A 22,903-nucleotide genomic window follows, 5' to 3' on the forward strand; every position below is an offset into this window, starting at 1 on the left:
TAAATAACTGTTTTGTTTAATTTTAAAACTTGTCCATTTCATTTTGTTTTACTCTTCTATTTACTATTTACAATGTCAACCTTTCAAAAATGAACATGAAGATGAGTTATCAACTTTCTGTAGCCACAGTAAAAAAGCATTCTCGACTAGTAAGAATGCTTTTTTAAAATATATTTGTTCTATATTTCAAGCAATTTATACCTTTGAGTTAAGCAAACATATAGTGAATTTACTAGAAGATTTCACCTTATGATAAGCTATTATTTCTGAAAAATATGTTTTACTTTTTCGCCTGGAACATTGCTCCCTCCTCTTCCTTTTACATCTTCAATCATCATGGTTACAATCATGTCTGGCTCATTTGCATCAAAAGCTGCAAACCATCCGAGTTCTTTTCCGTCTGCCTCTTTCGATTCTTTCAATTCTGCTGTACCTGTTTTACCAGCAAGAGTTACACCATTAATCTTAGCAATTCTCCCCGCGCCATCAGGGTCATTAATGACTTTGATTAATACACTCTTTAATATGTCTTGATTCTTTTTAGAAATCACATTTTCTTTCCAATTCCCCGTAACTTTTGCTTCTTTTAAAAGATGAGGCGACGGAATATTCCCTTCATTCACAATCGGTGCATATGTTAATGCTAAATGAAGTGGTGTCATTAATACTTGTCCTTGTCCGTATCCCGTGTCTGCTAGTTGAATATCATTTTTTATCCCATCTCTTGCAATGATTGAAATAGGAAATGCGTATTCAATTGGTAATTTTTCATGAAATCCGTATTTTTTAAATTCATTTACATACTGATCCTTTCCCATTTTCAAAGCTTGTTGAGCAAAATAAATATTATCAGAGTACTTCATTGCCTTATCAAAATCAATTGGACTTGCATCCTTCACACGTGTTACATAATAATTTCCCCAAGAGGAATCTTTTGTCCACTTTAATCCTTGAATATTAAATTCTTCCTTAGGTTTTATTGTGTTTGTTTCCAAACCAATTGCACCTGTAATCGTTTTAAATACGGAACCTGGTACAAATGCTTGTGTGAAGCGATTCATCATTGGTAGTTTCGAGTCGTTATTCCATGCTTCTCGTTGGGCCTTTGATGCTCCTCTAACTATTGTATTTGGATTATACGCAGGGCTACTTACAAGCGCGATTGTTTCACCTGTTTTAGGATTGATCGCTGCACTAGAGCCGGCTTCATTTTTCATCTCCTTATAGATTTTTTCTTGAATTGCAGCATCAATTGTTAACGTAACATTTTCCCCTGCTTTCGCTTCTTTTTTGGCTACGTTTTTAATTTCTTGCCCGTTTTCATCTTCTATAAATACGCGTCCACCCTTTTCACCACGCAATTTATTCTCAAGTACTTTCTCTAAACCTGTCTTACCTATTAAATCATCAGCTTGATAACCTCTTTTTTGAAGCGATTTTAATTCCTCTGCATTCACCTTTCCTATATATCCAGTTAAATGTGCAGCTGCTTCACCTAATAGATACGTACGAATATTGACTGGACGAGATGATACTCCTTCTAATTCAATATAATCATTCTGTCTAGTTCCCTCTTTTAAAATACCAATTGGTACAAAGGAATCCGGTTTTATCCATTTCGCTGTAAGCTTCTGATCGACCTCTTCTATAGACATATCCAGTAACTGTGCTACTATTTCTTTTGTTTGCGCCGCCGTTTCGCCGAGTTTCTCTGGAATAATTCCAACTTCAGTTGCTTTACCATTCGTTGCTAGACCTTTCCCATTTCGATCGTATATTTCCCCACGTTTTCCTTGTTCTATTTGCATACGTACTTTGTAATCTTTTTTCATACCTGGAAAAATAAAATCTGGTGTCCAATCTATTTTCCAAGATTCTTTCTCTTTCACAAGTTTTGCCTCATGGATAAATGAAGCTGTTCCTCCACCTGTATCCATCTTAACTTCAAAAAGTAACAGTTCTTTATCTTTTGCATTCTCTCCTTTCGTTTTAACTTTTAAATTCTTAACGCCAATACCTTCATAAATTTTTTGATATTTCTCTGTGAATTCCTTTTTAGAAATCGTTTTTTGGGCATGTTCTGATAAATGATCATACATATTTGCAAATTTTTTATCATTCCATAAATTTATATATTCTTCAAATGCTTGTTTTGGCGATTCGTTTTTATTACATCCTACCAACATAACTGCGACACAAAAGAAAAGCAGTATCCATAATTTTTTCAATTCAATCTTCTCCCTTATATAAAAATGTTTTTTCCTTTCTTGATATATTAAATAAAAACGCGTAACGATTAATAGACAGCGTAAGTATTGAAATTGTTCCACATTTACAATAAAAATTTAATTTATGGTTAAGCCGGATTAGAAGAGAGAAGTCTTTAAGCTCATACAAAAAGAAGAAGCCGATATAATTAACGAACTTTATTATTAGTATTGTTTTAACAATTTCATTTAAAATATCTCTTGGTTCCTGTTCTCCAATTCTATCTTTTTTGTATCAAATATCTACAAAAAAGAACCCTTATACAAAGAGTTCTGCAACAGAAAATATCAAAAATAAAAAGTTACTTAAACTATAATTTATAGCCCTTTATCCTTCTTTTTCGTATTAAAAACCCCTGTGCGATATGTCCGACAGGAGTTTTGGTCATTCTACAGCTTATTTAGAAGAATCATGTACAGGCAAACTATTAAAAATCAATTCAGCAACTTTTACATAGCCTTTTGAGTTTGGATGAATGAAATCCGTAGACCAAAGCGTATTGTCATTAACTAACTGATGATTCCAAAAATCAACATGATGAAGCTTATACTCTCTACTTAGTGAACATATAACATCATTTACCTCTAATAATTGTTCTTTTATTACTTGTTTTTTTTCAGAAGCAAAAGGATGCCGCACTGTAAAATCTGGAAGGTTTGCTATAACAATATCAGCTTCTGTTTTACTTAATTTATCTATCATAAATTCCATATCGTTCTTATATGCTTGATGATTCCAACGTCCTTTTAATACATCGTTTGCACCCGCAATTAGACTAACCAAATCTGGTTTAAAAGTTAATGCTTTTTCCAATTGCTGCGAGCGAATTTCTTTCGTTACTAAACCACGCTTTGCAAAATTGGCATATTCTATATCGTGTACACACAGTTGAACAAAGTGATCTACCCAGCTTTTTAATACAATCCCCTCAACTTCATCCCCTATTCCCTCTGTAAAACTATCACCAATCGCTACAAATCGCTTCCACATATGTATTCCCCCTTTAGTATTAACCATATCTATACTATACAATAGCTCACAACGTAATTGTTATTTCTAAATGGTTTTCGATTTCATTTATATTCCACTTTACTATATTTACATTTATAATCCTAAATTGACCGATTCATAAAAATGCTTAGGAATCGGTCATATTCGTATATTTACTAAAGAAATAAACTCTCTCTAGGCATTATACTTTTTTCAATAAATTTGTGGTTCTTTGTTTTGCCCAATTGATACATTTCTTTTCGATTAAATGATACGAAACTATAGAAAAAAGTAGTGTCATTGTAATGCACAAAATAAGAAGGAAAAAGATAGGTATCTTTGTATACAAAAGTTTAAATAGTACCATCATGATTGGAAAGTGGCACAAATAGATACTGTATGAAATTTCCCCTAAATATACAAACACACTCTTATTTAAAAATGCTTTTACTTTTAGGTTACTCATGGCCATTATAATACATATACTAACACCCATTACGACACCCCAATCTTTTAATAAGAAAGTAGTATCATTACGGGAAATACCATAAATTAAAATGGAATATAAATATAAAATAATCCCTAGTGCAATAAGAAATCCTTTATTAAATTTTTTCATATTCCTATATGAGTAGATAAGTTTTTCCTGATGTTTAAAAAGTAACATTCCAACCATAAACATAGATGTAAAATGTAGCGTATCAGCATAACCATTATAAAACCCCTCAGCTTTCCCAATATGCAACATATTAAGAAAAACACTAATTAAAGAAAAGCTCAAAGCAAATAGCATCGTTTTCTTCCAATTCAGTTTATAAAAGAGAAGAAATAACAAAGGAAACACAATAGATATACGCATTTCTTGAGCCAATGACCAAATAACTGGATTATAATTTTCCGTAAAAAAGTTATTAAGAAGCACAAAGTGGTTTATAATATCTAATTTTGTTATAGACCCTTGCCATCTATCATAGAACCAATCACGTAGTCCTACCACTTCATACGGCGAAAATAAAATAAATAAAGCAAAGGTAACGATTATCCAAAAATAATAAGGAATATAGATTCTTACAAATCTCTTAATTAAATATCCCCAATAATTTGTTTTTGAATGATAAAGTGCCATAGACAACACGAAACCACTTAGTACATAAAAAACGATAACAGCTTCCCCACCCGCCCATAAAAACCTAAGTGGGGAAAATTTAATAGCATTAGGCAACGATGGTAGCATTAAACAAAAATGTCCAAATACCACAGTAAGTGCCGCTAACCCTCGTATAGAATCTAATTCTTTTATTCTCTTACTCATAAAATGTTCTCCTTGTAAATTGTAGATTTTGCTATTCATAAAGGCCACTATACTAGTGTAGCGGGAGAATTGTTATATCCCTGATATAAGCACTTCAAAGTCAATCTATACATCTGTTTTTTGGTCTCCATTTCCTTATATAAATAATTTAAAACAAAGTATTTAATACAAAGAAAAGATTTTATTAAGTTTTTATAAAATCTAATTACAGAAATAAGTACCGGATATTATTTTTTTATTGTCACTTGATGAAATAATGGATGGTTTTTCTTTATATAACTTTATTAAACTAACCTTGTAATAGAATGCTTTGAATTAAAAAATTCATAATAAACGCCATCCTTTCTGTATATTTCCACAAAAAGAATATTGTTTTTTGATTTTATAGATACAAATTTCTGTTAGCTTGATTACAATAACAAAAGTTTCGAAGTATCCAATTTAAAAATTAATACCATCTTCCATTTCGAGCTATCTACATAAGAATCTATAAAGCTTCGAAACTCTTTTTTTAGATTAATATTTAGTTTTCACCCTATAAACTTAGCTTTTTACTATATCAACCGCACTATTCCACATACCATTAAAGAAAGATCCGATTTTACGCATAAAACGTGTAAACCAATTTGCTTGTTCTACATCAGATTTTGTTACAAGGTCTATTTGTAATGATTTACCTGATAAAAATCCAGGATCCGTATTATCTTTAGGCGAGATAACCATTTTACTTATTGCTATACCTTTTTTAATGGGCGCTTCTTGTTCTTCATTCGATACTTTAAATTCTTTTTTATAAACGTCCTTGTTTCCCTTCGGCATTGGAAGTGAAATAGCTTGTTTTGTTTGAACTATTACATCTTTGTCTTTTGCATTTGCAACTCGCACTGTTTCATGCCCTTTTACTACTGAACCTTTTCCATAGATATTCTTCACTTCAAAATTTGCAAATCCATAATCATATAATTTCTTCGTTTCATCAAAACGTGCTGTATGAGAGTTTGCTTTTATTACTACAGAGATTAGACGCATACCGTTTCTTTCTACCGTACCAGTGAAGCAATCACCAGCTTCTGGAGTTGTTCCTGTTTTCAAACCATCTACACCTTCGTATTGCTTAATTAAACCTTTTAACATCATGTTAAAATTCACCATATCAATTGGATACTTGCCACCCTTTTGGAATGTTTTTTTGGGGATTTTTGCTGTATCTAACATTTTGGGGAAATCTTGAACGAGACGTTGTGCTAAAATCGCACAATCTCTTGCGGACATTTTATTTTTCTCGTCTGGAGTTGTCCCTTCTGGATGATGTCCCTTTAAATCATAGTTTGTTAAGCCTGTAGAGTTTACAAATTTGTAATTTTTCATTCCAAACTCTTTTGACTTATCATTCATCATTTTCACGAAATCGGCTTCTTTTCCAGCAATTTCTTCAACTAAAGCAATTGTTGCACCGTTTGCAGAGTAAATTGCCATTGCCTCATATAACTCTTTGACCGTATAAGAGCCACTATTTTCTAATGGAACGTTTGATAATGAACGATCTTGCGAAATCGTATATGCATACTCAGAAATTTTAACTTTTTGATCCCATTTAAGTTTTCCTTTCTCCACCGCTTCATGAACTAAATATTCACTCATCATTTTTGTCATACTAGCAATTGCTAGTGATTCATCAGCATTTTTCTCATATAAAATTTTTCCGGAATTTGCTTCTACTAAAATTGCTGATCCTGCTTCTACGTCTAAAACAGGGACTGTTTCCGCTGATGCGCTCCCAGATGTAACAACTATGCTACAAAATAGTGTCAGCACTGTTACTATTACAATGAATTTTTTGTAAAACATACCTTTCAATTCTCTTACCTCCAATATCTTTTCTAGCATAATCACTATAAAAATAGACAATTTTATCAAATTCTATATACATATAAGACGTTAGGATCGCTTCCATATAAACCATTCCATCATTTTAGGCGCACTGATACAGTCAGTATTCCCCACACATCCTTATTTTTAATACCCTTGTATTATTAAAAATGATCCGTAATTTCATATTTTTTAGGATTACAATGAATAGACAATCTAAATAATACATTTGTTCCACATTTACAAAAAATAAAACCAGTGTGTCCGATTAAATATCGAGACACACTGGCTTTATTAGCTATCAAGGATTTTAATTATTCAATTCAGCTATTTGCTAGACTCATACCAGAGATAAATTTTCCTTAGTCTAGACTATTAATCTTTTATAATAAAAAACTACATCCTATATAGAATGTAGTTTTTTTCACAGACTTATCTATTTTTTACTTCCTTTTTATAAAAATCATATAATAGATTGATAGATGAGCTAGATAATATAGGCATTGCCTTCTCAACTAATTCTCTATCCCAATCAAACCAACGCATTTCCATCAGCAAATTTATTTCTGTATCAGTGAATCGTTTCTTTATTTCTTTAGCTGGATTTCCACCCACTATTGTATACGGCGGAACATCTTTACTTACGACTGATCCTGCTGCAACGATTGCGCCTTCACCAATTGTAACGCCAGGCATTATAATTGCATTCATTCCAATCCAAGCATCACTTTTTATAATTGTATCACCCTTCGGTTCATATGAATGTTCAATTTGCTCAGCGAATGGATATACTGTAATCCATTCTGAGTGATGATTATGATTACCACCCATTAAAATGACTACTCCACTGGCAATACAAACATAATTCCCAATAATGAGTTTATCAAGATGCCATCCCATCTGTTCAATTGGATTGAAAAGTGCTCTGGACTTAGCATCCCCCCACAAATACCTTACACAGCCATCTTCAAAATTTTGATGACCATAATACCCTGAATAATAGGAGTACTCTCCTACCTCAATGAGTGGATTTGTAACTATATCTTTTAAATACTTCGTTTCTGACCAATGATTATATAATGGATGCTTCATAACTTTATTCCTCGCTTCTAAGTATTGTAGATCTTTGTAATTCACTTAGAAGCTTAATACGACTGCTACATTTTTTAGCTTTCTCAAACGACGGATCATTATATTCAAGCCTTTCTTTTATAATAAAAAAATCATAACTTGATAAATTACATAAGTCAAATTGTAAAATTATGTACTGAAACTTAAAGTTGAATTGAAATTTAAACATTAAAACAATCGAGTTTTCAAATAACAAATCCCAATTACATATACTACAGATTTCTTAGCTATACTTCTAACTTCTTTCTTATATTAGCCTTAACTCTCTCGATATAGTTTTATTATTTATTGATTTGTCTGATAAATCAATAAATGTTAATATGATTATAGAAGATATTATCATCCATTAGATTTCATAGCTAGCTTTTCACAAAAACGATTTCTGAATCCTTAAGTAAATAGGAGGTTTAGAACATGAAACTTTTAAGGCAATCAACAATTATTGGTGCATTGACTGTTGGAGGATTTTTATTTTCGAATACAATTGGTACGCTCCCACCTGTGTCTGCTGAATCGCAACTTACACAAACAGAATCACGATTTTCAGATAATTGGCGTTGGCAAAGCTATTTTTTATTACATCATAATGCAGATTTTATAGAAGAGTTAGCAGTTGGTGACTTAAAACATGGAGATACATTCGATGTTACTATATTTACTGGTGGTAAAGATACTGGTATTGTAAAAATATATCAATTGAGTGGAAATGAAAATGATGAAATAAACTTGCATAGATATAAAACCATTTATGACTCTGGTTTAAAACATAATTATGGTAGATTTGTAACACCTATTACTAAGGCTTATAATCCAGGAACATATGTAGCTGTTATGAAACTTGGAGAAAATTATTATTATGGAGGCAGCTTTAAAATCTCAAAATAATTTACGTTTATCTCACCAGCAACTAAATATTGGATACTATTTTCTTAAACAAAAACCCTTTTAAAATCTCCTCTACCTTATATAAGATAGAGGAGATTTTGGTTGTTTGCCCTTTTTAAAATTAGAAAAAATCCTTACTTTCTTTATAAATTATCATTTTTACTCAATACCTGTTTCCACTTCTTTAAGTTCTACCATTCAATATGCAATATTACATATCCCACATGTTCGATTTATAAATATGCGATAATTATTTTATATAAATATCGAAGGGATAATGTTATATGTCTTTCTTCTCTTGGTCTCCTCTTATTTTCTTAGTAGTTGTTTCAATCATCATTTCTATTTAAAAGCTTAAGAAACAATAATGTATTATTTGGAGGTGTAATAATGTCATTTGCAGCGTGGAGTGCAATTTTCATTACTTTAATAGGGGCAATATCCGGAGCAATTTTTGGTACAATCTCCTCTAGAAATTAAAGCAAAAATGAAATACTAACATAAAAGTGAATTTCTAATACAACGCTATACAAAAAAGTAGCCTATAAAATTTTATAGGCTACTTTTCATTTCATCATTATTACTTAGCTAATTCTTTCGTACCCTTCATTACATCAACAAAGAATCCCCAGTTATTCACAACAGAAGAAATACTAATATGTTCATCTGGAGTATGGACATTGAATATATCTGGACCGAATGAAATTGCATCTAATTCAGGCATCTTTTGAACGAATACACTGCATTCAATCCCTGCATGTACAGCGAAGATTTCAACATCTTTATTGTATTTTTCTTGATGCACTTTTTCAAACAAATTACGAATTTGTGAATTCGGATTGTATGGCCATTCTGGATACTCTGACTCGATTTCAAATGTTGCACCAACTAAATCGGCGATACATTTAATCTCATCTGCAACATGTTGTTTTAAACTACTTACAGAACTTCTCACTTCGTTACGTAATTTAATTTCATCTTGCAACGTTTCAATAACACCTAAATTTGTTGAACTTTCTACAAGACCTTTAATATCCATGCTCATACTTTGAATGCCGTTTGGAATTAAGAATAATGATGAAATAAGTTGTTTTTGCGTCTCTTTAGCAAATACTTTTTCTACTTTCTCATCCAATTTTGTAAGTGTAACATGAACATCTGGATCAACAGCACGCATTTCTTCTTGTAATACTCGTGTCCATGACTCTAGCTTTTCTTCTACCTTCTCTACATCTTCTTGACGTAATAAAATTGTAGCTACACTTTCACGCGGAATTGCATTTGTTTTTAACCCGCCGTGAACTTCACTTATATCAAATTGAATATTTGCTGATAAATCGCGTAATACTCGTCCTAATACTTTGTTTGCATTACCACGTTGTTTATCAATTTCCATACCAGAGTGTCCGCCTTTTAAACCACCAACATATAGACGATATGCATCCGTATTCGCTGACGCTTCATCCCAAATTACTGGAATTGTTTCAACAGCTTTCGCACCACCTGCGCTACTTACAAGTAATTTATGATCTTCTTCAGAATCAATATTTATAAAAATCTTTCCTTCAAAATGATTTGAATCAACAGCAAAAGCCCCGCCCATTGTTGTTTCTTCTTCAGTAGTAATAACTACTTCAAGTGCTGGATGCGGAATGTCTTTCGAATCTAATAAAGCCATCGCATACGCCACCGCAATGCCATTATCAGCGCCTAAAGTTGTTTGATTTGCATATAACATGTCCCCAATGATTCGCAATTCAATTGGATCTTTTTCAAAATCATGTACGGTTGCTTGATTTTTTTCACATACCATATCCATATGGCCTTGAATGATAATAGCTGGTACATTTTCATAACCAGCAGTTGCTTCTTTTTTAATAATGACATTCATTGCTTCATCTTGAATTACTTCTAAATTACGCTCTTTTGCAAAACCAACTAAATAATCACTAATTTCCTTTTCATTACCCGATCCTCTAGGAATCTTTGAAATTTCTGCAAAATGATAAAATACAGGGTGCTTTGTTAATTGTTCTAAAGTAGAATACATTTTTAAGCTCCTCTCAAAATGACAAAATAATATGTAGGTCTTTTATCATTATACCATGATTCGTTATTTTACTTTTCTTTTAACTTTTTAATATATTATTCATTTTATGTACAACACTCTTACAACATTGTAAGGATGTTGTAATCTATATCGATTTTTCTCACTTCATAATAGCCGTATACTGTGTAAAGAACGAAATTGAAGGAGATAAAGAAAATGAAAAAGTTTTTAACAATTATTACACTATGTTTATTATTTTCTAGTTTTACTATTGGCTGTGAGAGAGCATCACTAAATCGAATTGGTAAAGATGTATATTACGTACAGATACAAGGCGAAGGAACTATCGAAAAAGTTGAAGGTAAAAACTTAAGAAACTACACACTGCCTGCTTATGACGAAGACGGAGTAAAAAAACAAATTACATTTAGAAGTAAGAAAGCATCAAACGAACATAAATTAAATGAAAATGCATTTTTATGTCTTTATGTAGATCAAGATGATAAGAGCAAAAATGAAATATCATCAATTGAAGTAAAATCCTATGAAGAGATTCAGAAAGCAGATTTACCTGAAAAAATAAAAGAAAAGTTTAATATTAAATAAAAAACAAAAGAAAATGCACTATGCATTTTCTTTTGTTTTTTTCACTCGTATATATTTTGAACTGCTATTATTCATCAGTTTCTCTAAGCGATTTATATTTTCCGTTAACGCACCTTTCACAAGAGAGAAATCTGTATTTGGTTCTTCTTTTTTTTCTTTAAAAAATGAAGACTTTTGTACATTTACTCCAGCCATCTCTTCTCCCCCTCTTCAAAAAGATACAATCTTCTATTTATATTATATAGCAAATGCAGAAAGAGTGTACACTTATGATTTTCTTTTTAATTCTTCTTCTAATTCTTCTTCTTGCTGTAATGTATCTCCTTTTATTAACGAGAAATCTGTTGTATCTTCAACTCCTACCTGGCATTCTCTCTTTTTTATTTTTGTCAATTACCATAAAATTACCAATATTAATCTACTATTTAATAATAATATTTGATATTATAAAAAAGTAGATTTTATTGGAATTATAATCTAATATATTTTTGGTTAAAATAATTTTTCACACATAATAGATTAAAAAACAACACAGTCTATTTACAATGCGTTTGGATATAACAGAAAAAAATGAGATTGTTTCTGACAATGGATTCTTTGTTATTAAATCACCAAACATCCAATGGCTATTAACTCGAAATATAATAAATGATTCCTTTGATATAACCTATTTAACCAAAAATCTTTTCGAAAATGAAATAGCAAAGCTAATAAAACATTAATCCTTTAAGACGGGAGTATATTTATATTGAATAAACAACAGCATTCTAGCAAAAAAAAGGAAGGTTTTTTCGAAAATAGGATATTACCTATCCTTACTGTTCTTTCAGGTGTAATACTATTAGTATACAAAGGGTTAGAATTCATTTCAAAGTATGTATTACTTTTAATCTTATTTGCCCTACTTATCGCTTCATTATACTTATTGTTTATGAAAGAAATAGTTGGTGCTGTTATTGGATTCATCTTTGCAGCCCTTGGGTATTATATGTATAAAGTCATTTTTAAACAAAAAAGAAATAACGCATAAACAAATCATAAAGAGGTAATGCAAAAGAGAATGTTTTTACGCATTCTCTTTTGCATTACCCTCTTTTATATACTTATATGGAATTGCCTCTACAAATTTTTCTAATCGATCTACATTTTGAGTCAATGCACCTTTCACAAGAGAGAAATCTGTATTTGGTTCTTCTTTTTTTTCTTTAAAAAATGAAGACTTTTGTACATTTACTCCAGCCATCTCTTCTCCCCCTTTTCAAAAAGATACAACCTTCTATTTATATTATATCGTAAATATAAACAGCATGTACACGTATCATTTTCTTTTTAATTCTTCTTCTAATTCCTCTACTTGCTGTAATGTATCTCCTTTTATTAACGAGAAATCTGTTGTATCTTCATTATCTTCTTTAAAAAAATCATTGTCATAATCTTTTATCATTACAATCACCTCTATGTGCTAGTGTAGGGATGATTGTCCGATTTTATACAAGTATATCTAAATTTACTTTACCATTATATATAAGTGAAAAGGACAGAAAAAATCCTGTCCTTATTTACTAAAATAGCTATGATGTATTGTTAAATTATATACATTTTCAAAATCTCGATCTTGCAGGTTATTTTTCTTCCCATCAATAACAATGAAAACATCACTCACTATTTTTGCTGGTATAATTCCGACATTTTCTACTTGCACCGCTTTCTGCTCATTCAATTGCTCAATATGTTCAAACGGAACGATGATACTAAATTGTGAGCGGATACCGCGAAAGTTTGTATTTAATTCCTTTGCCGCTTCAAATACAACAATTTTTGCCCCAATCTTTTCACCATACGAATCTAAAAATGCGTTTAAGCTTTTTGTATATTCTTCTTCCGTATGCCATTCCATCGTACCGAATACTGCCGGATTGACATTTTGAATAATTGTTGTGTATATTTCTCCTCTTGCTTTAGAAGCAATTAATGACCGTTTTATCGATTGAACAGTCTTGCCGATATCGCTAAATTTCGCTCCCCATATTTCTGAAATATTAGGGGTTAAAATAAATGCAATATCAACGAAAATAACCATTGCAGTGAACATTAAAAGATTTTTCCAGAGGGTTAAATCAATTCCTTTTATCATGAAATACACGGTGACTGATACTATAAACAACCCATACCAAGTCTTTCTAATACGTTGCTTCTTCTCTTCGTACAACTCTTCATTTCTCCAGTAAAAGAAAACAAGAACTAGAAAAACGATTGCTAAAATAAATAAACCGATTCGAATGTTAGAGATCACCAATGACATCACCCTCCATTCAAAAACTACTCACGATATCATTACATGCACAAGCAGCTCTCTTTATGACAAAAGACGTGGACAAGCTTCTAAAATTAGCAATATCGCATATACATTAGAAGGTACCACGTCTTTTATCCTGAATCTACATTGTATATGTAGACAAGCACGCGTTTCAAATTTTCATGTTAAAAAGAAATATGTTTCGGAATTTCCCCTTCTGGTACTTCTCCGTCCATACTTAAGTAATAATGACGAATTGGTCGTAAATTATCGTCTAATTCATACACGAGTGGTATACTCGTTGGAATATTTAATGAAACAACACCATCACTTGAAAGATTGTCTAAATATTTTACTAGCGAGCGAATTGTATTACCATGTGATGAAATGATTACTTTGTTACCATTCTTTAATTTCGGCGCAATTTCTGAATGCCAATAATTAAGTACTCTTTTCTCCGTATCCACTAAACATTCTGTCAATGGAAATTCACCTTTTTTCAGTGTTTTATATCTTGGATCATTCATTCCATACCTAGGATCATCTTCAGTAAGAGCAGGTGGTCTTACATCAATACTTCTTCTCCAAATATGAACTTGCTCCTCACCATATTTTTTCGCCGTTTCATCTTTATTCAATCCTTGCAATGCACCGTAATGTCTTTCATTTAGTTTCCAACATTTATGTACTGGGACCCATGCAAGGTCCATCTCATGAAGTACAATCCATAACGTCCGAATTGCTCGTTTTAATACAGATGTATAAGCAACATCAAAAGTATATCCATTTTTCTTTAATATTGCCCCTGCTTCTCTCGCTTCACTTAATCCATTCTCTGATAAATCTACATCAGTCCAACCAGTAAAACGATTTTCAAGATTCCATAAACTTTGTCCGTGACGAATAAGTACAAGTTTTATCATGATAACCCCTCTCGGAAATGTGAATATGATTGTTCCATTGCGTACACGTGTCAACTACCCCATTGTTTCAGTGGGGCTTGAGTTAGAACGCTAGGTCTTTTCGTCTATCACTAGACAGGTTGACGCTCTAGCATTCATGCCACCATACGATAACACCTCAAGTAAGTTTTTGGTTGGTACTGGCAACGAACGATTGTTTTCCCACTTGCACCACCCTTTCGAAAAAGAGCAATTCTTCCTTATGAAAGAAGCCACCACTCAGATTACTCCGGCGTGTGCTACAAGCCCCGACAAATCGAGTACACATGGATGGTTGACACACCCACTAAGCTATGCACGAAGCAACAGCCTTACGTTTTTGCACTTCTAATAGAATCGGCGTTTTCACTTTGAGATTGCCATCCAATTGTACAACTCTTGATTTTTGCAATGTATTCAGCACACCATTAATGTCAGTATGGATACATGTTCCTGCTTTACTTCGGTACAATCTAAATGTAGGAGATTTTTTTATTTCTTACATTTTTAGGCATACGTATTTTAATGGAATGGATAAAATCTGTTCTTTTTCAAACTATAAAACAGATATATTTCTTATCATTTTTGATCGATTGCAACTTCCCGTTTTGATATCCAAGCATCAAAACCTGATCGGCTATTTGCCATTTCATTCATAACTTGATGCCAATTTTCTTCACACGATTCACCAAATTTTGAAAAAATAGTACCCATTTGTTGTCTTTGTACATCGCTCAATTTTTTCTCTAATTCGGTACCTTTTTCTGTTAATGATAACTGTTTCACACGACGGTCATGTGTAGCTTCATTACTCTCAATTAAACCCTTTTCCACAAGTTGTCGTAATGGTCCGTGAAGAGCTTGTTTACTTATTTCTAACAGTGATAATAACTCATTTACGCTTATACCTGGAAAGCGTGCGATAAAAAATAAAATTCGGTGATGTACTCGTTGTATGCCATACTCTTTTATAATTTCATCTGGCTTTTCAGTAAATGTTTTATATGCAAAGTAAAATAATGCTAATGCTTCATTCATCTGTTCTTCTTTATGTTGTGTCATCTACTTTCCCCCTGTATATAAATTATACCACAATCCAGTAATCAATATTTTAATGAACGCATTTGAACTTCTTTCGTCTATTGAAATATTCATTGCACAATTAGGAGATGATTCATTTGAAAACGCAATATACTGTAAGTACATATTTATTAGACCGACTAATCGAATTAGGAATTGAACATATTTTTGGTGTCCCTGGTGATTATAATTTGGCTTTTTTAGATGATGTAGTAGCACATGAAAAGTTAGAATGGGTTGGCAATTGTAATGAATTAAATGCGGCATATGCTGCTGATGGATATGCTCGTATAAAAGGAATCGCTGCTCTTATTACCACTTTCGGTGTTGGAGAATTAAGCGCCATTAACGGTGTTGCTGGCTCATACGCAGAAAATGTACCTGTTATAAAAATCACGGGGACACCACCAACAACAGTAATGGAGAATGGAGCACTCGTTCATCATACGTTAGGTGATGGAAAGTTCAATCACTTTTCCAATATGTATCGAGAAATTACTGTAGCGCAAACAAATTTAACCCCCGAACATGCTGCTGAGGAAATTGATCGTGTGTTACGTGCATGTTGGAGTGAGAAACGCCCTGTTCATATTCAATTACCGATTGATGTGTATAATAAACCAATTAATAAACCTACGGAATCCATTTTACATAAAACAGTTGTAAGTAATAAAGATGCGCTGGATAAAATGCTTCTACATGCAACTTCAAAAATAAACAGTGCCAAAAAACCTGTTATTTTAGCTGATTTTGAAGTGGCTCGTTTTCATGCGGAAGAATATTTGCATCAATTCGTAGAAAAAACTGGGTTTCCTATCGCAACATTAAGTATGGGGAAAGGAATATTCCCTGAAAAACACCCCCAATTTATAGGAATTTATACTGGTGACGTTAGTCCTTCATACTTACGAAAAAGAATTGATGAATCTGACTGTATTATTAGTATTGGCGTGAAATTAACTGATACTATTACCGGTGGCTTTACACAAGGATTTAAAAAAGAGCAAGTAATAGAAATCCATCCCTATACTGTGAAAATTATAGATAAAAAATATGGACCCGTTATAATGAAAGATGTTTTAAAACAATTAAATGATTTAATCGAACATTGCAAAGAAGAAACACTTGAAATTAAGCCGTTTATTTCAGAATCACTATCTATAACAGAAGAGTTCAATCCAAAAGCACAAATGATTACACAAAAACGATTTTGGCAACAAATATACCATTTCTTACAAGAAAACGATGTTTTAATTGCAGAGCAAGGAACCCCTTTCTTCGGTAGTGCCACTATCCCTTTACCAAATAACACCACTTATGTAGCACAACCATTATGGGGATCAATTGGTTATACATTACCTGCTCTACTCGGCACACAGCTCGCTAATTTATCGCGGCGTAACATTTTAATTATTGGTGATGGTTCTTTCCAATTAACTGTTCAAGAGTTATCAACTATACTTCGGAAAAATTTAAAACCAATTATATTTTTAATTAATAACAATGGATACACTGTTGAACGTGCAATTCATGGTCAAAATGAACCGTATAATGACATACAAATGTGGGATTACACAAAACTAGCGAACGTATTCGGAACAGAAGAAAAAAGTCTAACATGGAAAGTGGAAAATGAAACAGAGTTAGCAGAAGTCTTAACGAATATAACTGTAAATAACAATCAACTTATCTTTATTGAAGTTGTAATGAGCCAAGGGGATCAGCCTGAACTGTTAGCTAAACTTGGGAAAAGATTCGGCATGCAAAATTCTTAATAAGGCAACGTGTAGCAAAAAATAATAACAGGTTCAGCTGAGAGTTGTAAAATTTGTTTATATACTCAAAATACACAAGAAAAAGGATGGCCAGTGCCATCCTTTTTGACATATATTGAACTTTCCCTATTTTGAAGACCATTCTTCAACTAATCCCGGTATAACAAGTAATAATTTTTAATCCATCTTTAACTTTATTGCTTTTGTAGCAATAAAAGTTTTAATATGTTTATCTAATATTCTAGTTCCACCAAAATCATCCTCGTAAAAACCACTTATAACTAAACCAGCTTCAATTTGACCTTGAATTTGGTCTTCAAGAGTATGTGCATATTCTATTGTTTGATTGGAATTTACATAATCTTGAACTTCATCCTCTGGTAAGTAGTCTAGTGTTGATGAAGGTATAGAATGTTTAACATCAAGTATACCCTTTTGCTCTTGATTGTCATCAAAAATCCATAGTAACGGATTTGTAAATCCTGAAATAAGAATTCCTCTATTCTTTAGTACCCTTGATATCTCATTCCATACAAGATTAACATCTTTTACAAACAAATTAGAAACGGGATTTACGACCATATCAAAATATTCATCTTCAAAATCACTAAGGTCTGACATATCTCCTTGAACTGTTTTTAAAGTTAACCCGTCCCGTTCTGCTACCTTTTTATCTTGTTCCAACTGCTTTCTTGATATATCAGTAACTGTTACATCTGCTCCAGCAGCAGCTAGAACAGGTGCTTGTTGCCCTCCACCTGACGCTAAGCAAAGTATCTTTAATCCATCTAATGATTTTGGAAACCACTCTCTAGGAACTGATTTTTCTGTGGTAACTGTGATTTCCCATTCACCTGATTTACTTCTTTCAATAACCTCGCGACTTACAGGTTGTGTATATCTAGAACCTTCTTCAACCTTTTTATCCCATGCATTACTGTTTTGTTGAGTTGTATCCATTATAACTATTCCCCTTAGCTATCTTGTTATATTTTAAATGTAAGGTCATTTACTATTTATGCTTTTCTTTTTCTATTAACCTAACCAATAATTAATACATATTTTTATATTAACAGATAAAAAGTAGTAAGAAAAATAAAATATTCTAAATAGAAAAAATACAAATTTATTTTAAAAAATAAAAAGGCATTCCAAACCTGTTGACGCTTGGAACACCTTTTTATTTGTTGTTTAAATTTTTAATCTCTTAACTACAACCATTTAACAAATCAATTACAATTTATTTATTCCGCAAGCGTTAACTGCCAAGACACACCATACTTATCATTTAACCAACCAAATTTTTTACTAAACGGATAAGCACCTAAAGGCATAAGTACTGCTCCATCCTCCGCTAATTTATTAAAAGCCGTTTCAATTTCTTCTTCCGTATCACAAGTTACATAAAGAGACATAGCTGGTGTAAATGTAAAATTATGATTTACATAACTATCTATGCACATGAATTCTTGCCCGTGTAACGTAAACGTTGCCTGAATTACAGTACCCTCTTTACCAGGTCCATTTTCATCGTAGCGAGAGATACTTACAATTTCTGATTGATCAAATAGTGATGTGTAAAAATTCATCGCTTCTTCAGCTTTGCCTTCAAACATTAAAAATGTAGTGATTTTTTGATTTGTAGTACTCATACAGAGACAACCCCTTGTTATGTATTTATACAAAATATACATCGGTCAGCAAAACCGAACGTATTTTCCCTTAAGTGTATTGTCTATAAAAACGATGAGTTTGTCAATTATCTACTTTCTTATTTCTTCTTAAATAATGCTGTCCAAAGAAATGATTCTCCAAACATAGTATTTGGTTGTTCAATTTGCTTCATTTTTCTAATTTCAATCACTTCAAATCCCTTAAATACCTCTCTTAATTTCTCTTCCGAATAAGCAAGACCACCTTGCAGACTCCATCCTCTATATACGTCCCAATCTGTTATTTCTGAGCCATTTCGCTCATCTAAATCGCCTGCCGCAAAACATGTTAATCCGAAATAACCACCTGATTTCAATGAGTTTTTAATTAAATCCACATAATTTATTCTTCTATGTGGTGGAATATGATGTAAACAACCCGAATCGTATACAAAATCAAATTCATTTTGAACCTCTAAATTAAAAATTGAATCACAAATAAATTCAATTTCTATCCCTTTTGCTAAAGCCCGCTCTTTCGCCCATTTAATGCCTTCTATAGATAAATCCACTGCCGTTACATCAAACCCTTCATTTGCTAGATAAATTGCGTTTCTACCCGGACCACATCCAAGTTCTAGTACTTTTCCTTTTGAAACCAAATTTTTATTTATATACGAAACTAGGTTCTCATCTGGAACGTTTTCAAAAAACGGAACATCTTTTTCTCTATTCGCATAAAATTCATTCCAAAATGGTTCTGCTGGTCTTAATAATGAATCAAGCATTTTAATAATATCTTGTTGATTATGCAACGTTTCATTTTTCACTTGTATCCCTCCAAATTTAAATAGTCAGAAAATCATTATACATCTTTTAGAACTTTCAAACAAAAAGAAAAACTCCTACATTCAATAGGAGTTTTTCTTTTTAAAATCCAAGTATAGCTAACCATTTTAACAACTTCTCTTCTCGCGCTTTTAAATCATCGTTCCTAAGCTTACCTAACTGTATTTCACTCACAATTTCTCCGTCCGCCATAAAGAGCACTCTTTCTGTTTTCGCTGCTACCTTTACATCATGAGTCACTAACATAATAGTCGTTCCATCACGGTTAATATTTAATAAAATTTGCATTACCTCTTCTGTTGATTTTAAATTTAGAGCACCCGTTGGCTCATCAGCAAAAATAATATTTGGATTATTAATGAGCGCTCTACAAATAGAAACTCTTTGTAATTGCCCTCCAGATGCTTCGGTTATATAATGAGACGCTATATCACTTATCCCCATTTTCCCCATTAGCTCTAGAGCACGTTTATTTACTATTTTCTTACTCTCACACTTCGCTAAATATGCTGACAAAATGATATTATCAAATAGATTCAAGTTTCTAAGAAGGTTACTCTGCTGAAAAATAAATCCTATTTCAGTAAGACGCAACTTGGCTAACGCTTCTTCTTTCATACAAGATATTTCTTTACCACCAATTTTCACACTTCCTGATGACATTTGATCCATTCCACTAATATTATATAGTAACGTCGATTTCCCAGAACCAGAAGGCCCCATAACCGATACAAATTCTCCCTCATAAACCTCTAAATCTATATTTTTTAGCACGTGATAATTTGCATTTCCATCTATTGAATATGTTTTGTTTACTTGCTTTACTTCTAAAATTTTTTTCAAGTTTTACACCCCTACTCCCCATTTGGCTTTACATCGTTTGTTTGCTTTATAGTAAAACTACTGAAAAGTGTTGTTGCAGTCACACATATAAATAATATAGCTGGGCATATTATATAAGAAACGATAGGATTTACGACAAACTTTATATGAGCTGCTCCCATAAATGAGCCTAACCAACTTACTAACATTTCACCAAACGTAGCAGCTATACATGTCCCTGTCACAATGCCTAATAATACGATCACAATAGAACGAGTTATATACTGTATACGAATATCTTTATAAGAAAAACCGATATTTTTCATAATTAAAATTTGCGAAGAATCTTTTGCTAATAACATTTTAAAAAACATCGCAGTAATTAAAACTGATATCAATATCGCAATCAAAATAGCCACCTGAGTCACGAGTCTTAATTGTTTAATTGTCTCTCCTAAAGTTTGCGTTAAATAATCATCCGTATCTGTTATTTTTGCAGAACTAAAATTTTGTTTATACTCCTTCACTTTTTCTTGCAAATCAACATTAGACTTTAAATCTACATTTACTACATACCATAATATGTTTTCGTTATTATAAGAAAAGCTCGCTTTAGCTGTTTTCCCGCCATTTGTTACATCTTGATACATACCACTAATCGTAAGTGTTTTCTCTTTCCCATCAACAAATAAAACGATAGAATCCCCTACATTCTTTTTTAATTCATTTGCGTTCATATAAGAAAGAGCAATTTCATTTTCAATTTTTGGTGCCCTACCTTCCATATAGTCTAATGGAAATGTAGTGAAGTCTCCCACTTCTACATGTAAGTTTTCATGTATACCATCAGCGCTTACCATTTTAAATGTACTCGTTACAAATGTTGCATATTTTTCTACTTCATCATCATTTCGTAAATATGATATAACATCCTTAAATCGTTTCTCTATATTTTCAGTTTGCTGTAAATCTATTCGAATATCACTTTTTCCTGTTCCCATATAATTAACAAACTTCGGTGACTGAATCGTATACAAAAAGTGAACAGGTACAACAATCATAAACACAGCTATTATTAATACGATACTTAATACGCGATATAACTTAAATCTTTTTATAACATCTTGTATACCAATAAATATATTTACATTTTTAAATTTAGATCGATTGAGTGAAAAAGAGTTTCTAATCTTTCTTTTCCCTATTTTATCTCTTGATTGTAAAGCATCTATTGCTGTAATCCCCCTAAATTTCCGTAAAATGATACGACAGAACAAGATAACGACTAAAAATAATAGTGTTGTAATTATGAATGGCACAACATTGTGTAAAATACTTTTATCTGCCGCCCCCATATAAAGAGTGATATTCGAAGTGAATATCTTTGTAACAAATAGTGAAAGTATATATCCACATATACACCCACCAGCTGAAATAACAACATATTTTGTTACATATAGTTTTTGAATATCTTTACTTGTAATGCCGATAGCTTTCATAACACCAATTTCCCGGTAATCTTCTTCCATCGAAGTAATGATCGTAAATCTAATACATAGCATTGCAATTAACATTAATAATGCGCTTATTATGATAAGTACCGCAGCTATTATTCCATCTGTTAATGAATTGAGTGTTTTAAATAGGGAATACGTAATAGAGGGACCTTTTTGAGGTAAGTTCGATGACTCGTATAGATTTTCAAATTCATTTATTTTATTTACATCAGTTAGCTGGAATTCAATAAGATATTCGCTTTCTCCAAAATTCCTTTTTATTCTTTCGAAATCTTCATAGCTTATTACGAATCGTTTTGAACTAACAATTGATGGATTCATTTGAACATCACGAACAAATGCTGAAATAGTAAATTCTAGTTCATTTTTATTTTTATCAACCCATATTTTATCTCCAATACGCAAATTATATTTTTGCATATAATAAATGGGTACACCTATTTCCCCTTTCCTAATATCAACCACTTCATTATTTAAATTTAATAAAAAATCAAACTTACTATTTTGTTTAACGAAGCTTATGTCCATTACACTATTATGTTCCGCTTCATTTTTCTTCTTTATAAAAATGTTAGATCCGTTTATTTGGACCATCTCAGCCGTTTGTTGTTTTTTTACAAACGGAGTTTTTTCTACAAAAGAATCAATTGATTTTTGATTTACTTCTCCGGCATGCATTTGTACGAAATGCGGTGCGTTTGATACTTTAACCAATTGCTCCATTGAGTTCAATAGATTTATAACATTACTTGAAGCACTAGCCATTAAAAGACTTGATAACATGATAAACATAAATAAAATGGTAATTATCATTTTATTTTGAGAGAAATCACTTTTTAACATTCTCCTAATCATATTAA

At 31.9% G+C, this 22,903-nt stretch carries 22 protein-coding genes and 1 pseudogene; 4 read left to right on the plus strand and 19 right to left on the minus strand.

Annotation, left to right across the window (positions count from 1 at the left end; all coding sequences use genetic code 11):
- Window positions 1–260: 260 nt before the first annotated feature.
- From MR079_RS05080 to MR079_RS05100, 5 genes are all read right to left on the minus strand, one after another.
- Window positions 261–2,228, minus strand: a complete 1,968-nt coding sequence (locus tag MR079_RS05080; RefSeq protein WP_242293659.1) for a penicillin-binding transpeptidase domain-containing protein — start codon at window positions 2,226–2,228, stop codon at window positions 261–263.
- A 436-nt stretch (window positions 2,229–2,664) separates the two neighbouring features.
- The gene (locus tag MR079_RS05085; protein ID WP_242293660.1) at window positions 2,665–3,285 is read right to left on the minus strand and encodes an SGNH/GDSL hydrolase family protein; all 621 of its coding nucleotides are present in this window, start codon (window positions 3,283–3,285) and stop codon (window positions 2,665–2,667) included.
- Window positions 3,286–3,460: 175 nt separating this feature from the next.
- A complete protein-coding gene (locus tag MR079_RS05090) occupies window positions 3,461–4,609 on the minus strand; it encodes an acyltransferase family protein (RefSeq protein WP_041184666.1) in 1,149 nt (382 codons plus the stop codon).
- A 504-nt stretch (window positions 4,610–5,113) separates the two neighbouring features.
- Window positions 5,114–6,427, minus strand: coding sequence for a D-alanyl-D-alanine carboxypeptidase family protein (locus MR079_RS05095; RefSeq protein WP_277932994.1), 1,314 nt, complete (start codon window positions 6,425–6,427; stop codon window positions 5,114–5,116).
- A gap of 444 nt (window positions 6,428–6,871) precedes the next feature.
- Complete coding sequence (locus MR079_RS05100; RefSeq protein WP_242293661.1) at window positions 6,872–7,531, minus strand: CatB-related O-acetyltransferase; 660 nt, start codon at window positions 7,529–7,531, stop codon at window positions 6,872–6,874.
- A gap of 453 nt (window positions 7,532–7,984) precedes the next feature.
- On the opposite strand from MR079_RS05100, the gene MR079_RS05105 reads away from it, so the two are divergent.
- Window positions 7,985–8,455: a DUF5065 family protein gene (locus MR079_RS05105; protein ID WP_098229065.1), complete on the plus strand. Its 471-nt coding sequence runs from the start codon at window positions 7,985–7,987 to the stop codon at window positions 8,453–8,455.
- A gap of 580 nt (window positions 8,456–9,035) precedes the next feature.
- Here MR079_RS05105 and pepD read toward each other — a convergent pair.
- The gene (gene pepD, locus MR079_RS05110) at window positions 9,036–10,505 is read right to left on the minus strand and encodes a beta-Ala-His dipeptidase (protein WP_000287562.1); all 1,470 of its coding nucleotides are present in this window, start codon (window positions 10,503–10,505) and stop codon (window positions 9,036–9,038) included.
- A 216-nt stretch (window positions 10,506–10,721) separates the two neighbouring features.
- Here pepD and MR079_RS05115 point away from each other — a divergent pair, with 216 nt between their 5' ends.
- The gene (locus MR079_RS05115; RefSeq protein WP_098229068.1) at window positions 10,722–11,111 is read left to right on the plus strand and encodes a YxeA family protein; all 390 of its coding nucleotides are present in this window, start codon (window positions 10,722–10,724) and stop codon (window positions 11,109–11,111) included.
- Window positions 11,112–11,129: 18 nt separating this feature from the next.
- Here MR079_RS05115 and spoIISB (MR079_RS05120) read toward each other — a convergent pair whose 3' ends face one another.
- Together spoIISB (MR079_RS05120) and MR079_RS29190 are read right to left on the minus strand one after the other, a co-directional pair.
- Window positions 11,130–11,306 (minus strand): stage II sporulation protein SB, encoded by a 177-nt coding sequence (gene spoIISB, locus MR079_RS05120; protein ID WP_167496980.1) that lies wholly within the window; start codon window positions 11,304–11,306, stop codon window positions 11,130–11,132.
- 72 nt (window positions 11,307–11,378) lie between these two features.
- Complete coding sequence (locus tag MR079_RS29190) at window positions 11,379–11,504, minus strand: hypothetical protein (protein ID WP_276608980.1); 126 nt, start codon at window positions 11,502–11,504, stop codon at window positions 11,379–11,381.
- A 355-nt stretch (window positions 11,505–11,859) separates the two neighbouring features.
- On the opposite strand from MR079_RS29190, the gene MR079_RS05125 reads away from it, so the two are divergent.
- Complete coding sequence (locus MR079_RS05125; RefSeq protein ID WP_139869159.1) at window positions 11,860–12,141, plus strand: hypothetical protein; 282 nt, start codon at window positions 11,860–11,862, stop codon at window positions 12,139–12,141.
- 36 nt (window positions 12,142–12,177) lie between these two features.
- Here the strand turns inward: MR079_RS05125 and spoIISB (MR079_RS05130) are convergent, their stop codons facing one another.
- The 6 genes and pseudogenes from spoIISB (MR079_RS05130) to MR079_RS05155 all read right to left on the minus strand — a co-directional run bounded on the left by spoIISB (MR079_RS05130) (window position 12,178) and on the right by MR079_RS05155 (window position 15,410).
- Window positions 12,178–12,354 carry a stage II sporulation protein SB gene (spoIISB, locus tag MR079_RS05130; protein WP_242293662.1) on the minus strand — a complete coding sequence of 59 codons (177 nt, stop codon included), beginning with the start codon at window positions 12,352–12,354 and terminating at the stop codon, window positions 12,178–12,180.
- A 75-nt stretch (window positions 12,355–12,429) separates the two neighbouring features.
- Window positions 12,430–12,555, minus strand: coding sequence for a hypothetical protein (locus MR079_RS05135; RefSeq protein ID WP_000588712.1), 126 nt, complete (start codon window positions 12,553–12,555; stop codon window positions 12,430–12,432).
- A 111-nt stretch (window positions 12,556–12,666) separates the two neighbouring features.
- On the minus strand, window positions 12,667–13,404 hold the full coding sequence (locus tag MR079_RS05140; RefSeq protein ID WP_141403215.1) for a type II toxin-antitoxin system SpoIISA family toxin: 738 nt from the start codon (window positions 13,402–13,404) through the stop codon (window positions 12,667–12,669).
- 188 nt (window positions 13,405–13,592) lie between these two features.
- On the minus strand, window positions 13,593–14,330 hold the full coding sequence (gene gpmA, locus MR079_RS05145; RefSeq protein WP_098229069.1) for a 2,3-diphosphoglycerate-dependent phosphoglycerate mutase: 738 nt from the start codon (window positions 14,328–14,330) through the stop codon (window positions 13,593–13,595).
- 325 nt (window positions 14,331–14,655) lie between these two features.
- Window positions 14,656–14,838, minus strand: a pseudogene (locus tag MR079_RS05150) (RNA-guided endonuclease TnpB family protein); the annotation flags it as partial.
- A gap of 89 nt (window positions 14,839–14,927) precedes the next feature.
- On the minus strand, window positions 14,928–15,410 hold the full coding sequence (locus MR079_RS05155; protein WP_098229070.1) for a MarR family winged helix-turn-helix transcriptional regulator: 483 nt from the start codon (window positions 15,408–15,410) through the stop codon (window positions 14,928–14,930).
- Window positions 15,411–15,517: 107 nt separating this feature from the next.
- Here MR079_RS05155 and MR079_RS05160 point away from each other — a divergent pair, with 107 nt between their 5' ends.
- The gene (locus MR079_RS05160; protein WP_242293663.1) at window positions 15,518–17,203 is read left to right on the plus strand and encodes an alpha-keto acid decarboxylase family protein; all 1,686 of its coding nucleotides are present in this window, start codon (window positions 15,518–15,520) and stop codon (window positions 17,201–17,203) included.
- Between the two features lie 177 nt (window positions 17,204–17,380).
- Here the strand turns inward: MR079_RS05160 and MR079_RS05165 are convergent, their stop codons facing one another.
- The 5 genes from MR079_RS05165 to MR079_RS05185 all read right to left on the minus strand — a co-directional run bounded on the left by MR079_RS05165 (window position 17,381) and on the right by MR079_RS05185 (window position 22,898).
- Entirely contained in the window at window positions 17,381–18,163 is a 783-nt protein-coding gene (locus tag MR079_RS05165; protein ID WP_000381777.1) for a class I SAM-dependent methyltransferase, read from the minus strand.
- A 284-nt stretch (window positions 18,164–18,447) separates the two neighbouring features.
- Window positions 18,448–18,855: a VOC family protein gene (locus tag MR079_RS05170; protein WP_139869162.1), complete on the minus strand. Its 408-nt coding sequence runs from the start codon at window positions 18,853–18,855 to the stop codon at window positions 18,448–18,450.
- 119 nt (window positions 18,856–18,974) lie between these two features.
- A complete protein-coding gene (locus MR079_RS05175) occupies window positions 18,975–19,685 on the minus strand; it encodes a class I SAM-dependent methyltransferase (RefSeq protein ID WP_242293664.1) in 711 nt (236 codons plus the stop codon).
- A 100-nt stretch (window positions 19,686–19,785) separates the two neighbouring features.
- Window positions 19,786–20,547 carry an ABC transporter ATP-binding protein gene (locus MR079_RS05180; protein ID WP_139869164.1) on the minus strand — a complete coding sequence of 254 codons (762 nt, stop codon included), beginning with the start codon at window positions 20,545–20,547 and terminating at the stop codon, window positions 19,786–19,788.
- Window positions 20,548–20,558: 11 nt separating this feature from the next.
- Window positions 20,559–22,898, minus strand: a complete 2,340-nt coding sequence (locus MR079_RS05185; RefSeq protein ID WP_242293665.1) for an ABC transporter permease — start codon at window positions 22,896–22,898, stop codon at window positions 20,559–20,561.
- Window positions 22,899–22,903: the final 5 nt, after the last annotated feature.

Source organism: Bacillus cereus group sp. BfR-BA-01381, from assembly GCF_022663555.1.
Classification (GTDB): domain Bacteria; phylum Bacillota; class Bacilli; order Bacillales; family Bacillaceae_G; genus Bacillus_A; species Bacillus_A pacificus.